The 15,322-nt window shown below is 36.2% G+C and carries 9 protein-coding genes; 5 read left to right on the top strand and 4 right to left on the bottom strand.

Annotation, left to right across the window (positions count from 1 at the left end; all coding sequences use genetic code 11):
• Positions 1–48: 48 nt before the first annotated feature.
• On the bottom strand, positions 49–480 hold the full coding sequence (locus DR871_RS10670; protein WP_113666274.1) for a hypothetical protein: 432 nt from the start codon (positions 478–480) through the stop codon (positions 49–51).
• A gap of 610 nt (positions 481–1,090) precedes the next feature.
• On the opposite strand from DR871_RS10670, the gene tgt reads away from it, so the two are divergent.
• The 5 genes from tgt to dnaB all read left to right on the top strand — a co-directional run bounded on the left by tgt (position 1,091) and on the right by dnaB (position 7,025).
• On the top strand, positions 1,091–2,221 hold the full coding sequence (tgt, locus tag DR871_RS10665; RefSeq protein WP_091171344.1) for a tRNA guanosine(34) transglycosylase Tgt: 1,131 nt from the start codon (positions 1,091–1,093) through the stop codon (positions 2,219–2,221).
• Between the two features lie 76 nt (positions 2,222–2,297).
• The gene (locus DR871_RS10660; RefSeq protein WP_113666273.1) at positions 2,298–3,386 is read left to right on the top strand and encodes an LptF/LptG family permease; all 1,089 of its coding nucleotides are present in this window, start codon (positions 2,298–2,300) and stop codon (positions 3,384–3,386) included.
• Positions 3,373–4,260 carry a DMT family transporter gene (locus DR871_RS10655; RefSeq protein ID WP_113666272.1) on the top strand — a complete coding sequence of 296 codons (888 nt, stop codon included), beginning with the start codon at positions 3,373–3,375 and terminating at the stop codon, positions 4,258–4,260. The genes DR871_RS10660 and DR871_RS10655 overlap by 14 nt, the downstream gene beginning before the upstream one ends.
• Before the next feature lie 115 nt (positions 4,261–4,375).
• The gene (locus DR871_RS10650) at positions 4,376–5,329 is read left to right on the top strand and encodes an acetyl-CoA carboxylase carboxyltransferase subunit alpha (protein WP_113666271.1); all 954 of its coding nucleotides are present in this window, start codon (positions 4,376–4,378) and stop codon (positions 5,327–5,329) included.
• A gap of 151 nt (positions 5,330–5,480) precedes the next feature.
• Complete coding sequence (gene dnaB / locus DR871_RS10645) at positions 5,481–7,025, top strand: replicative DNA helicase (RefSeq protein ID WP_073350996.1); 1,545 nt, start codon at positions 5,481–5,483, stop codon at positions 7,023–7,025.
• A 427-nt stretch (positions 7,026–7,452) separates the two neighbouring features.
• Here the strand turns inward: dnaB and purL are convergent, their stop codons facing one another.
• From purL to DR871_RS10630, 3 genes are all read right to left on the bottom strand, one after another.
• A complete protein-coding gene (purL, locus tag DR871_RS10640) occupies positions 7,453–11,118 on the bottom strand; it encodes a phosphoribosylformylglycinamidine synthase (protein ID WP_113666270.1) in 3,666 nt (1,221 codons plus the stop codon).
• Positions 11,119–11,210: 92 nt separating this feature from the next.
• Positions 11,211–13,043 carry an endonuclease gene (locus DR871_RS10635; protein ID WP_113666269.1) on the bottom strand — a complete coding sequence of 611 codons (1,833 nt, stop codon included), beginning with the start codon at positions 13,041–13,043 and terminating at the stop codon, positions 11,211–11,213.
• Positions 13,044–13,365: 322 nt separating this feature from the next.
• The gene (locus DR871_RS10630; RefSeq protein ID WP_113666268.1) at positions 13,366–15,210 is read right to left on the bottom strand and encodes an endonuclease; all 1,845 of its coding nucleotides are present in this window, start codon (positions 15,208–15,210) and stop codon (positions 13,366–13,368) included.
• Between the last annotated feature and the right edge of the window lie 112 nt (positions 15,211–15,322).

Here is a 15,322-nt window from a genome sequence, read left to right as displayed (position 1 = left end):
ATCCCACAGCAGCCGCAGACAGCTGTTATGGCTTCGGTTTTCTTTTAACTAAATCTCATTTATAAATCCATAAATCAATAATGAAATCAAAGATAAAAATAATGAAATATTACAAATATATTCAAAGACCTTATAGAACTTCGGTAATTCTACTGTTTCAACGCTATCGATTTCTTTTTTGTCCAACAGTAGTAATACTTGTTCCCTCTTCTTTTTTACAGAAAGATTTTCAAGTTCTACGTAAGAATATAAAACAATTACACCGAAAAGGATTCCAATACCAGATAAGAATATGGTAGATAAATAAAAGAAACTTTCAGTAAAAGTATTTGACTTTTCAGATTTTAATGAGATTAAAACAGCTAAAATAGCTGTGGCAATAGTTAATATATTTTTTAACCATTCAACATAAACATTATTTCTTATTCTTTGAAATTCACTTAATTCTGTTAAGTTCTTTTTAGTGAAATTGTCTATCATATTACTTTCTGTTTTTCGGTTCTTTAAACTGAGCCATAACTTGTATATAGGCGAAACAAACCTTCCTGTATACACCCTAATATGGGTAGATTTGTGAAGGTTTGTTTCGCTTTATTTATTTTCAAATATATTAAAATTTTCTTACAAATTATCAAAAGTTTTTTTAATTAGTTAGAGGCTTTTTGAATATTAATGAGAAGATTTTAGTTGTTGTTAAACCAAATTTCGCGTGAGGGATTACTTCACTTTTTTGATATTTTTCATAGGAGTTCAGTGAACTTCGTTTGCAGTGGAAATCCTTTTATGAAGCGCAGCGGAATAAAAGATTACTTCACAATGTTTTTAATTTTTAGCGGAGTTCAGTGAACTTTGTTTGTAACGGATAGCCCGACCTTTTTAGGGCACGCCCAAAACCAAGTACTAAATGCGACACGTATTTTTGAATACTATAATTGCCTCATTTTTCTCTTAAAAAGCAGGTGTATTTTAGTTGTTATCCCTATACCTTTTGGGACACTTTTATACTTTATATGATGGAAAACATTTTTTTGATGTAGATTTCAAATTAACCTATCTTTGCCAGCCGAACAATCGGGTGAAATACGTTACTATGAAGTTTGATTTATTAAAAAAAGATCCGCAGTCGAAAGCCAGAGCGGGAAGTATTACTACTGATCACGGGGTGATTGAAACTCCAATTTTTATGCCTGTGGGTACCGTAGCTTCGGTAAAAGGAGTGCATCAACGGGAACTGAAAGAAGACATTAACCCGGATATTATCCTGGGAAATACCTACCACTTATATTTGCGACCACAAACGGAAATCCTGGAGAAAGCTGGTGGTTTGCATAAATTCATGAATTGGGACCGTAATATTTTGACGGATTCTGGTGGCTACCAAGTGTATTCACTCTCGGCCAACAGAAAAATTAAGGAAGAAGGAGTGAAGTTCAAATCGCATATTGACGGTTCGTACCACTTTTTTACACCAGAGAATGTGATGGAAATTCAACGTACCATTGGTGCCGATATTATCATGGCTTTTGATGAGTGTACGCCGTATCCTTGTGATTACAATTACGCGAAACGTTCGATGAAAATGACGCATCGCTGGTTAGACCGTTGTATCAATCATTTAGACACGCAGCCTGTAAAATACGGTTACGATCAAGCTTTTTTCCCAATTGTTCAGGGAAGTTGCTATAAAGATTTACGTCAGCAATCAGCGGAATATATTGCGAATTCAAATCAAGTAGGAAATGCCATTGGTGGACTTTCAGTAGGGGAACCTGCGGAGGAAATGTACGCGATGACCGAAGTGGTTTGCGAAATTTTACCGGAAGACAAACCGCGTTACTTGATGGGCGTGGGAACTCCGATCAATATTTTGGAAAATATTGCCCTTGGAATTGACATGTTTGACTGTGTGATGCCTACGCGTAACGCCAGAAACGGAATGTTGTTTACTGCAAATGGTACCATAAATATCAAAAATAAAAAGTGGGAAGCTGATTTTTCTCCAATTGACGAAATGGCAATCACTTACGTGGATACGGAATACACAAAAGCGTATTTGCGCCACCTTTTTGCTGCTAATGAATACCTAGGAAAACAAATTGCCACGATACACAATCTTGGTTTTTATATGTGGTTGGTTCGTGAAGCCAGAAAACATATCTTAGCGGGCGATTTCAGACCTTGGAAAGAAATGATGGTGAAAAATATGAGCCAACGTTTGTAAAAAAAATGTTTAAGGTTTAAAGTTTAACGTTCCAGCGCTGACTTTAAACCTTAAACTTTAAACCTTAAACAAAAACATGCTTACAATAATAGACAAATACATCCTAAAAAGATATTTAGCCACATTTGCGGTGATGCTGTTGTTGTTTATCCCCATAGGAATCGTTGTTGATGTATCTGAGAAGATCAATAAAATGCTGGAAAATAAAGTTCCGTTTTTAGAGATTGCTCTTTATTATTACAACTTTACGGTTTATTTTGCCAATTCCCTTTTTCCGATATTTTTGTTTTTATCGGTAATTTGGTTCACGTCAAAACTGGCGAATGATACGGAGATTATTGCCATTTTAAGTTCGGGGATTTCATTTACACGATTTTTAAGACCCTATATTATAGGTGCTTCCATCGTTTCAGTTTTTGTATTGTTAATGGGTTTCTTTGTCGTTCCGGCGGCCAGTGAAGGTTTTAATAATTTCAGGTACACGTATTTGAAAGGAGGCGGAAAAGAAGCGATGCGTGGTGATAATACGGATGTGTATCGCCAGATCAATGACAATGAATTCATTTATGTAAACAGTTTCAATACGGAATCTAAAATTGCTTTTAATTTCTCCTTGGAGAAATTTAAAAACGAGAAATTAGTTCATAAAATAACGGCCAGCAGAATCAAATGGAATCCAAAGGACAGCACCTACACGATGTATGATTACACGAAAAGAACGGTAGGTGAACTGAATGATAAAATTGAAAAGCTGCCGGAAAAAAATGCTGTTTTTACTTTTGATTTAGAGGATTTAACACCTGTAGTTTATATTGCGGAAACGTTGAGCTTAGGAAAATTGAATGCTTTCATCGAAAAAGAAAGAGAAAGAGGTTCCTCTAATATCAACGTGTATTTAGTGGTTTTGTATAAAAAATATAGCGTTCCGGTATCGGCATTTATTCTGACTATTATTGCCGTAGCCGTTTCTTCGATGAAGCGTAGAGGTGGAATGGGGACGAATCTGGCCATTGGAATTGCACTGGCTTTTGCCTTTGTGTTTTTTGATAAAATCTTTGGTGTATTAGCCGAAAAATCGAGTATTCCACCAATGTTAGCGGTTTGGTTGCCCAATATTGCTTTTGGAATTTTAGCCATTTATTTATTACGAAATGCAAAACGATAATTTAAAAAGTTATTTAAACCTCCATTTGATTGTTTTTATTTGGGGTTTTACCGCCATTTTGGGCGCTTTAATCACCATAACAGCAGATGCTTTGGTTTGGTATCGCATGTTTTTTGCAGCTGTCTTTATAGCGCTGTTTTTGGTTTTTAAGAAAAAATCGTTTCGAATTCCCTTAAAATCGTTCCTTAAATTGATTTTCGTCGGGTTATTGATTGCATTACATTGGATCTTTTTTTTCAAAGCGATTCATGTTTCTAATGTGTCGATAACACTGTCGGTTTTTTCATTGGGTGCTTTTTTCGCATCTATTTTAGAGCCGCTTTTTTATGGTCGAAAGGTTTTGTGGTACGAAGTCTTTTTTGGACTCATCATAATCGCTGGATTGGCACTGATTATGAAAGTCGAAATCAATTACCTTGACGGAATGTTGTACGCTTTAGCATCCATTATATTAGGTGTTTTGTTTACGCTGATGAACGGAAAGCTGATTGCGGATCACGATCCTTCAGTTATCTCGTTTTATGAATTCTTGGCAGGTGTTATATTTATCACCATTTACTTTTTATTTCAAGGAAAATTTACATTGGACTTTTTCGTATTGACCGCTAATAATTGGATTTTGATCCTGATTTTAGCCACGGTTTGTACTGCGTATGCTTTTACGGCATCGGTGAAAGTAATGCAAAAACTAACGCCGTATACGGTAATGCTGACTACTAACTTAGAACCAGTTTACGGAATTATTTTGGCGTATTTCATCCTTGGCGGAAAAGAGAAAATGAGTTTTGAATTTTACATTGGTGCACTGATAATAGTAATCACAGTAATCCTAAATGGTGCAATTAAACACTATCAAAAGGGTAATACAGAATAAGAACTTCCTGCTTTATTGAAGCAAACTTTTACATATAAATAGAATATTTACCTTTTCGAACGATTTAAAATTTTATATTTGCGGTTCGAAATAAAAACAAAAACGCAAAAATCCTATGGAATATTTAGATTTTGAGCTTCCAATAAAAGAACTAGAAGAACAGTTAGACAAATGTCTCGTTATTGGTCAGGAATCAGATGTTGATGTAACGAATACTTGCAAACAAATCAACAAGAAACTAGAAGAGACTAAAAGGAATATTTATAAGAATCTGACTGCTTGGCAACGTGTTCAGCTTTCCAGACATCCAAGTCGTCCGTATACAATGGATCACGTTCGCGCTTTGTGCGGTGATACTTTTCTGGAACTTTTTGGAGACAGAGGTTTTAAAGATGACAAAGCCATGATTGGTGGTTTAGGAAAAATTGATGGACAATCCTTTATGATTGTGGGTCAACAAAAAGGATTCAATACTAAGACGCGTCAGTTCCGTAATTTTGGAATGGCCAATCCGGAAGGATATAGAAAAGCGTTGCGATTGATGAAAATGGCAGAGAAATTTGGTATTCCAGTTTTGACTTTGATTGATACTCCGGGCGCTTATCCAGGATTAGAAGCAGAGGAACGCGGACAAGGAGAAGCTATTGCCAGAAACATATTTGAAATGATTCGCTTAAAAGTGCCTATTATCACCGTTATTGTTGGTGAAGGAGCTTCAGGTGGCGCATTAGGAATAGGAGTGGGGGACAAAGTATATATGATGGAAAACACTTGGTATTCCGTTATTTCGCCAGAATCATGTTCTTCTATTTTATGGAAAAGCTGGGAATATAAAGAACAGGCTGCTGAAGCCTTGAAGTTGACATCGGCTGACATGAAAAAGCAAAAATTAGTAGATGATATTATTCCAGAACCGTTAGGTGGAGCACACTACGACAGAGAAACTGCTTTCAAAACCGTAGAGCAATATATTATGAAGGGTTTTAATGAGTTGAAAGACTTATCAACAGAACAATTAATTGCCCAGAGGATGGAGAAATACAGCAAAATGGGCGAATATAAAGAGTAAAATCTTACAATTTGATATTTAATCCGTCTCGTGCTAAAACCTAGAACGAGACGGATTTTTTTTGGGTTATAAACAAAAAATAGTTAGTTATGAACATTTATTTGTAACAACTCAATGTCGATTTTTTTTTAATTTTTGCTACTTTCGTTCTATGGAAAACTTCAGAAATATTAATCCTGTGAAGGTTGATAAAACTACTATTATAAGCCTTGAAAAAGGAAAATTGCAACCGCAGGTTCTCGACTTAGAGGAAGCTGTATTAGGTGCCATGATGATTGATAAAAAAGGAGTTGATGATGTAATTGATATTTTACAGCCCGATGCTTTTTACAAAGAAGCACACAAACATATTTTTGAGGCTATCGTGCAACTGTTTACAGAAACGCAGCCGATTGACTTATTAACCGTTTCTGCTCAACTGAAAAAAAATGCAAAGTTAGAGTTGGCAGGGGGTGATTTTTATTTAATTCAGCTTACGCAAAAGATATCGTCTTCGGCACACATTGAATTTCACTCCAGAATTATTCTTCAAAAATTTATTCAACGCAGTTTGATTCGGATTTCGACAGAAATTATCGAAGATTCTTACGACGAAACAACAGATGTTTTTGATTTATTAGACAGAGCCGAATCTAAATTATACGAGGTTACACAAGGAAATATCAAACGAAGTTCCGAAACGGCACAAAGTTTAGTATTGCAAGCCAAAAAACGAATTGAGGAAATCGCCGGTCAAGAAGGATTGAGTGGTGTTGCCACTGGTTTTGACAAGTTAGACAAGATTACTTCTGGTTGGCAGCCGAGTGATTTAATTATTATAGCGGCAAGACCTGCAATGGGTAAGACCGCATTCGTATTATCGATGGCTCGAAATATGGCAATTGATTTCGGAATGCCAGTTGCCTTATTTTCTCTGGAGATGGCATCCGTTCAGTTGATTACCCGTTTGATTTCTTCGGAAACAGGTTTGTCATCGGAGAAATTGCGTACTGGAAAATTAGAAAAACACGAATGGGAACAGTTGAGTACTAAAGTGAAGAATTTAGAAAAAGCACCATTATTTATTGATGATACGCCTTCGTTATCGATTTTTGATTTACGGGCCAAAGCCAGACGTTTGGTTTCGCAACATGGAATCCGAATCATAATTGTCGATTATTTGCAATTGATGACGGCCGGAGGAAACGGAAAAGGAGGCGGAAATAGAGAGCAGGAGATTTCTACGATTTCTCGAAACTTAAAAGCTTTAGCCAAGGAATTGAACGTTCCTGTAATTGCACTTTCGCAATTGTCGCGTGCGGTAGAAACGCGTGGATCCAGCAAAAGACCTTTATTATCTGATTTACGTGAATCGGGAGCGATTGAGCAAGATGCCGATATTGTATCTTTTTTATACCGTCCCGAATATTACAAAATTGACGAATGGGATGATGATGAAGCATCGCCTACTGCGGGTCAGGCAGAAATAATGATTGCAAAACACCGTAACGGTAGTATTGAAAACGTTCGTTTGAAATTTATTGGACATTTAGGAAAATTTGATAATTTGGAAGATTACAGCGGTGGCTATGATGATTTGCCATCCAGCATGAATCAAGATGATAATCCTTTTATTACTAAAAATTTACCATCTGCTAATGATGCTTTTGGAAGTAATTTGAATGATCCTGATGATGACAGCGACGTTCCTTTTTAGAAATTTAATCATTAGACGGTCTGTTTAATCAACAGGGTTTTACAGGCTCTATTCTAAAAAAATAAATTTAGGATTATTGTAATTGCTTCAATTGAAGTAAATAATTTTACTAGAGAAAACTATATTGCTAACAAATATTTTAGATTGTTGAGACAAGTTCAAAAATGAGTTGGATTCCTTAAAATATTTGTTCGCAATAAAGTAAATAGAAGATTTTAAATAAAACACAAAAATTTATTATCGGTACGATATATTTTGCAAGAACCGATAGTTATTTTGAACGCCATTTGGTTGAGGCTAAAGGTTAGGTTGCATTATAGATTTTGTGTCTATTAATTTTTTCCCTTTTGTTTTTAAAATTTTTCAATTTTTTGTCATAAAAAAAGCGCTCTTTTTCAAGAACGCTTTTTTAAATTTATATAATAAATTATTTTTTATCCATCCATTTTCTGGCATTGACAAAAGCTTCATGCCAAGGTGAAACTTCATCGTTTCTATCTTTTGGATAATGTGCCCAGTTCCATTGAAATGTAGAACGCTCAATGTGCGGCATCATTACTAAATGTCTTCCTGTTGTATCACATAGCATTGCTGTATTGTAATCTGAACCGTTTGGATTTGCAGGATAGCTATCGAAGCCATATTTTCCAACAATATTATAATTTTCTTCACCCATGGGTAAGTTGAATTTCCCCTCTCCGTGTGAAACCCAAACTCCAAGTGTACTTCCTGCTAATGAAGAAAGCATCACTGAATTGTTTTCTTGTACCGTAACCGATGTAAAAATACTTTCGTGTTTATGACTTTCGTTGTGCAGCATTTTTCCGTGAACTTCATGCTCCGGATTAATCACTTCTAATTCCATAAATAACTGACAACCATTACAAATTCCAACAGACAATGTATCCTCTCTTTTGAAGAAATTATCTAAAGCTGTTTTTGCTTTTTCATTGTATAAAAATGCTCCAGCCCAACCTTTGGCAGAACCTAAAACATCTGAATTCGAGAATCCACCAACAGCGCCTATGAACTGAATGTCTTCTAAAGTTTCACGTCCTGAAATCAAATCGGTCATGTGAACGTCTTTTACATCAAAACCGGCTAAGTACATTGCATTTGCCATTTCACGCTCCGAGTTACTTCCTTTTTCACGGATAATAGCTGCTTTAGGTCTTGCTTGAGAAGCGTCGATAACTGGTTTTTTTCCTGTAAAATGTGCAGGAAAAGTATAATTTAAAGCTTGGTTTTTATAATTTTCAAAACGCGCTTGAGCCGTTCCGTTCTTCGATTGTTTTTGGTCTAATAAAAACGAAGTCTTGAACCAAATGTCTCTGTATTCTTTTATATCAAAAGTCGAAAGTCCAAGGTCTAAAGTTGCTTCATTCGTAGCAGTTCCTATTTTATAGAAAGAAACATTATTTGCGTTTAATTTAGATTCCACTTCGGTATCTGATTTCGCTTGAATAACAATTCCAATGTTTTCAGAGAAGAGGATTTTTATCAAATCTTTTTCTTCAAATCCCGAAGCTTCGGGAGAGAAATCTATTTTTGCTCCCAAATTCACATCTGCAAAACACATTTCTAATAAAGTCGTGATCAAACCACCACTTCCTATATCGTGTCCTGCAAGGATATTGTTATCTAAAATTAATTCTTGAATGGTATTAAAGGCTCTTTTGAAAAATGCAGCGTCTTTAATCGTTGGTACTTCTTTTCCAATAGTATTCAATGTTTGTGCAAACGAAGAACCGCCTAATTTGAAATCATCTTGGGATAAATTGATGTAATAAATAGAACCACCGTCTCTTTGTAAAACGGGTTCTACTACTTTTCTAATATCGGTACAATTTCCACCTGCTGAAATAATTACCGTTCCCGGTGCAATTACTTCTTCATTTGGATATTTTTGTTTCATGGAAAGTGAATCTTTTCCGGTTGGAATGTTGATTCCCAATTCGATTGCAAAATCGGAACACGCTTCAACTGCAGCGTATAAACGAGCGTCTTCGCCTTCGTTTTTACACGCCCACATCCAGTTTGCCGAAAGTGAAATTCCTTTTAATCCGTCTTTTATTGGTGCCCAAACGATGTTTGATAAAGATTCAGCAATAGCAGTTCTTGTTCCTGCCACCGGATCAATTAATGAAGCTATAGGTGAGTGCCCAATCGCAGTGGCAATTCCTTGTATTCCCTGGTAATCTAACGCCATTACGCCACAATTATTCAATGGTAATTGCAACGGACCAGCACATTGTTGTTTGGCAACTTTACCACCCACACAACGGTCTACTTTATTGGTCAACCAGTCTTTACAAGCAACCGCTTCCAGTTGAAGTACTTGCTCTAAGTAGGTTGAAATGTTTTTCTCGTCGTATGTTACATCAGTATAGTTTCTCTCAATTGTTTTGTCCGTCATCACTACTTTTGGAGAACTTCCAAAAAAGTCTTCCAACGCAAAATCCATTGGTTTAGCACCAGTTGATTTTGATTCGAAAGTAAAACGGTGATCTCCGGTTACGTCTCCTACTTGATACATTGGGGAACGCTCACGGTCAGCGATTTTTTGTAATAAATCGATGTTTTCTTTGGCGATAACCAATCCCATTCTTTCTTGAGATTCGTTACCAATTATTTCTTTTGCCGAAAGGGTAGGATCTCCCACAGGCAATTTGTCTAAATCAATTAATCCGCCTGTTTCTTCCACTAATTCCGAAAGACAGTTTAAATGTCCTCCGGCTCCGTGATCGTGAATCGATACAATTGGATTAATATCACTTTCTACCAAACCACGAATGGCATTGGCAGCACGTTTTTGCATTTCCGGGTTCGAACGTTGAATCGCATTCAATTCAATTCCTGAACTAAAAGCGCCTGTGTCAGCTGAAGAAACTGCAGCTCCACCCATTCCAATTCTGTAATTTTCACCACCAAGGATAACAATTTTATCACCTGTTTGTGGTTTTTTCTTAATCGCTTGGTCTAATTTTCCATACCCAATTCCACCCGCTTGCATAATCACTTTGTCGAAACCTAGTTTGCGTGCGTCTTCTTCGTGTTCGAAAGTCAGGATAGAACCTGTAATCAACGGTTGTCCAAATTTATTTCCAAAATCAGAAGCTCCGTTTGATGCTTTAATCAAAATATCCATTGGGGTTTGATACAACCATTTTCTTTCGGTCATACCGTTTTCCCAAGGTCTGTTTTCGGCTAAACGAGAATATGAAGTCATGTAAACTGCCGTTCCAGCCATTGGTAAAGAACCTTGTCCACCTGCTAAACGGTCCCGAATTTCTCCACCAGAACCCGTTGCAGCACCATTGAAAGGCTCTACTGTTGTTGGGAAATTATGTGTTTCTGCTTTTAATGAAATAACCGAATCAAATTCTTTTACTTCATAAAAATCAGGTTTGTCCGCACTTTTTGGCGCAAATTGTTGTACCCGTGGTCCTTTTACAAAAGCAACGTTGTCTTTATAAGCAGAAACGATATCGTTCGGGTTTTCTTGAGATGTTTTTTTGATTAATTTGAACAAAGAAGATTCTTTTTCTTCTCCGTCAATGATGAATTTTCCGTTGAAAATCTTGTGACGACAGTGTTCTGAATTGGCTTGTGAGAAACCAAAAATCTCAGAATCAGTTAGTTTTCGTCCTAATTTAATCGCTAGATTATCTAAATATTCCACTTCATCAGGACTTAAAGACAATCCTTCTTGTTTGTTGTAAGCAGCAATATCATCGATGTCCAAAATAGCTTCGGGAAGTACGTTGATAGTAAAAATATCTTGGTTTAGCTCGGTGTATTTTTGCGAAAGCATCGGATCAAAATCCGAAAAATCAGCAGTAGCTTTATGAAATTCTTCAATTCTAATGATGCCAGATATTCCCATGTTTTGGGTGATTTCCACAGCATTAGTGCTCCAAGGCGTTATCATAGTGGCGCGAGGACCAACAAAAAAATCCGTCAGTACGGATTTTTCTATTTTATTTGAATCGGCAAAAAGCCAGTTTAGTTTTGAAATGTCTTGAGCCGAAATTTCGTTTTGCGTGTGTACGGCAAAAACAGTTTTGCTTTGGTTTTCAAAGAAATGGATCATTGTTATGTAGTTTGTTGTATTGCGGTGCAAATTTAGACAATTAAGATTAAATTTTGGCTATAAAAAAAGCGGCAAATTTGCCGCTTTTAGAATTAGTTGATTATTAATTTCTTTATGACCGAATCCGAATCGATGCTAACGCGAACCAAGTACGTTCCTTTAGCAATGTTTGGCAGCGTAATTTCTGATTTGGTGCTGTTTTCTTCGCTGTAAATTTTCTGACCAATGATAGAATAAATTTCGATAGAATACATTTTATTCGAATTATTGACAGAGAAAGTTCCCTGGGATGGATTTGGATAAATAACAATTGCATTGATATCTAAAACAGTTTCTGTTTTCGACGCTTTTGCAACCATACGGCTTCCTAAATTGTTACACGTATCTGATGTGTATGAATCCCACTGGGCCGTTTTATTGAAAGTGGTCGTTGGAGAAGTAATAGTAGCTTTTCTTCGGATTGTTTCATCAGCTGCAAAGTTTGCCGTTCCGCCATTAAAAGTTCCAATGATGTCAATTAAAACGCCATTTTTGAATAACCCTACAGCATCATTTCCGTTAAAAGCCATCTCAGTTGCTGATGTAGAAATATTTGCAGAACTTATTGGGTAACAACTGGATGCCATTAGGCTATTTACGATAGTGAATTTACTACCATTATTTAAAGTTCCCGTCAGCGGTAATCCTGTACTCCAAGCACCGGCTCCATTAGTTTGTTTTTTGATGCTATAAATCGATAAGTTGATTGCTGCACCAGTTGCATTTGAAATTTCTAACGCTTTATTATTCGAAGAACCTTCAATATATTCAGAAAATAATAAATCCGTTGCAGTTGCACCATTTGCTGCAGTAGTTACGCTTAGGATGTTACTAGATGCTGAAATATTCCCTGCGGCATCTTTAGCTTTCACGTTAAAAGAGTAAGCTGTTGCGGCTGTTAATCCCGTAATAGTAGTGGTAAGTCCAGTTACTGTTGTTTTTAATACATTATCCATGTATACATTATAGCCAGTTACGGCAGTATTGTCAGTTGAAGCTGTCCAACTAAGCGAAATTGAAGTAGTTGTTTTTGCGGATGACACTAAATTTGCGGGAGCTGTAGGAGCTTGTGCATCAGCAGTTGGATTCCATATTGCCTGAACGTATTCAGGGTGATCAATATAAGGATTTCTATTGTTTTGGATGGCGTAAATGGCATTGTTACGAGCAATTTCTCTGGAACTCACAGGGTCTTGATTGTGCCATGTGATCAATAAGTTTAAAAAAGCTGTAGTGAAAACCTGATTACTTGTGCCATTAAACATTGCATAGGAATAACCAGCTACAGTATTCTCGTAACGTGTTGCAAAATAAAAGTACATGCGTGCAATATCACCTTTGAATTCATTGATAGGTTCGAAAATAGGACCGGAATAACCAGAAGTTGTACTTGATCCAAGTTTACTTCCGTTTAAGGAGGTCCAAGTTGCTGTAGTCACAGGTCCATGTGGATAATTAGAACGCTGACCATTTACTTTTCCATCAGTTGGGGTTATGAAATGCGCATCCGAAACCATTGGTGCGGCAGAATTGAAAGTTGATTGTGGAATAATGTGTTCTCTGTTGTAGCAATCGCCTTCTACGCTATAGGTTCCGCATCTTTGTGTTGTTCCTGCAGAATAGGTGTAAGGATCAGTTCCTGTGGGTTTTTCGGAATACATGTCTAATATTGTAGCATCATTTTCATAGTAGTAATCACGGTCAGATGTTTGGTAAGTTGTGTACAATCCCGCATATCCTTTATCAGTGTGGCCTTTAATAATGTTATAAAGTTGTGTTTTTAATGTGTAGCCAGTTCCTGTGGCGGTGGTATAATAAGTATTCGGGATTTGGGCGATACCGACTGTGACGAATAACAATAATAAGGCAGAGTAGATTTTCTTCATAATTTAAATTTGTTTTGGTTATTGGGGTTAATTTCAGATTTTTAAAACTTTATTTTTAAATTTTAAAAATACTGAACTGATGCAAATTTATAACTTTTAATATCGTTTATGTTAAGAAATTGTGAAGATAATTATGATTTTCTTAACATAAAAATGAATGTTGTAGTGAAAGTAGTTTTAGTCTTACTTTGAAAAAAAATAGAAGTAAAATTGAGGAAGCTATCTTAAAATGGTATTAATAAGTATTTTTTTTTTTTTTGAAAAATTGAAAACAAAAAAAGCGGCAATAGATGCCGCTTTGAATAAATACTTTGTTTGTAAACTAGTTTACAATAAGTTTTTTAGTAACCGATTTGTTATCATTTGTTATTTTAACTAAGTAAACTCCTTTTTGAAGATTGTTTACAGCAGCTGAAGAACTATTGATATATTCTTTTTCAAAAACTTTTTGTCCCAATATTGAAAATACTTGAACAGAATATTTTTCATTCGAATTTTCAAAATTTATTTTAACATTTCCATTGGATGGATTTGGATAGATGTTAAATTCATTAGCATCAAAATCAACGTTAGAAAGGGTTGCCAATGAATGAGTTCCAATTCCATCACAAGTATTATTAGCGAATGAATCCCACTCAGCAGTTTTATTAAAAGTAGTGTTTGGACCTTTAATACTCGATTTTCTTCTTAATGTTACATCAGCGGCAAAGTTGGTTGATCCTCCATCAAATGTTCCTATGATATCGATTAACACTCCATTTTTAAATAATCCCATAGGATCATTTCCATTATATGCTTCTTGAGCTGATGATAAATTTGCATTCGCTACTGTGTAACAAGTTGTAGCTATTCCTGGATCTACTAACACAAACACAGCGCCGGAATTTAAAGTCCCAGTTAAATTTAAACCAGCACTCCAGGCTCCAGCACCATTTGATTGTTTTCTTATAGAATAACCTGTCAAGTTAACTGCGGCTCCGGTGAAGTTAGCAATTTCTAATGCTTTGTTTAAACTGCTTCCTTCAACATATTCTGAAAAGAATAACTCTGTAGCTCCCGATCCACCTGCTGGTGCGGCTGTAGTTGTTCCAATTACTGTTGCACTTGCTGAAGATGAGTTTCTTTCATCATCTCTTGTAATTAAATAAAAGTTGTAGCTAGTAGAAGCTAATAAACCAGAAACAGTCGCAGTAAGTCCGGTATGAGTGGATTTTAAAGTACCATCAAGGTACAAATCGTAGTTTGTTACTCCCACATTATCCGAAGCTGCTGTCCATGTTAAAGTAGCCGAGTTTGATGTAGTAGTAGTTACTGTCAAATTTGTTGCTGCGGTTGGAGCTTCTGTATCGGCAGGCTCTGTAGTCCAAACTGTTGCTACATAACTTGGATTGTCAATGTAAGGATTCCTATTGTTTTGACGTGCATAAATGGCGTTGTTACGGGCAATTTCTCTGGCACTTACTGGATCTTGATTGTGCCAAGCCAGCAATTGATTTAAAAATGCTGTGGTAAATACTTTTCCCTTAGAATTATTGAACATCGGGTAATTGTATCCGGCAACAGTGTTTTCATAACGCGTGGCAAAATAGAAATACATTCTGGCAATATCACCTTTGAACTCATCTATTGGTTCAAAAACTGGACCTGTATAACCAGCAGTTGTGCTGGCTCCAAGTTTACTTCCGTTTTGAGTAGTTTGTGTAGCGATTGCTACTACAGAATGCGGGTAGTTAGATCGGATTCCGTTCACTTCTCCGTCAGTAGGCGTAATAAAATGCGCATCAGAAACCATTGGTGATACTTCGTTAAATACAGATTGGGGTATGATGTGTTCTCTATTGTAACAATCTCCCTCTTTGGCGTAACCACTACTTCCGCATCGCTGCGTAGTTGCAATACTATAAGTGTATGGATCCGTTCCTGCTGGATTTTCTGAATACATATCTAAAACCGAACCGTCGTTTTCAAAGAAATTATCAATATCTGACGTTTCATAAGTAACATACAAGCCTGCATACGTTTGTACCGTATGGTCTTTAATGATGTTGTACAATTGAGTTTTCAAGGTGTAGCCTGTTCCTGTGGCATTTGCATAATAGCCATCTGGCGCTTGCGCAAAACCTGCTATGGAAAGAAATAAAAAGAGTAATGAGTAGATTTGTTTCATACTTTAATTGGATTACTTGGTTTAAAATTAATTTGATTTATGGATTGAAATTTTTGACAAAACTACTATTTAAATTGATATTGGAGGTTACTAAATGTTTAATTCGAGAAAG

The sequence above is a fragment of the Flavobacterium petrolei genome, assembly GCF_003314435.2.
Taxonomy (GTDB): Bacteria; Bacteroidota; Bacteroidia; order Flavobacteriales; family Flavobacteriaceae; genus Flavobacterium; species Flavobacterium petrolei.
Note: the sequence above shows the minus strand (reverse complement) of the source record. Positions and strands in the feature narration are given on the sequence as shown.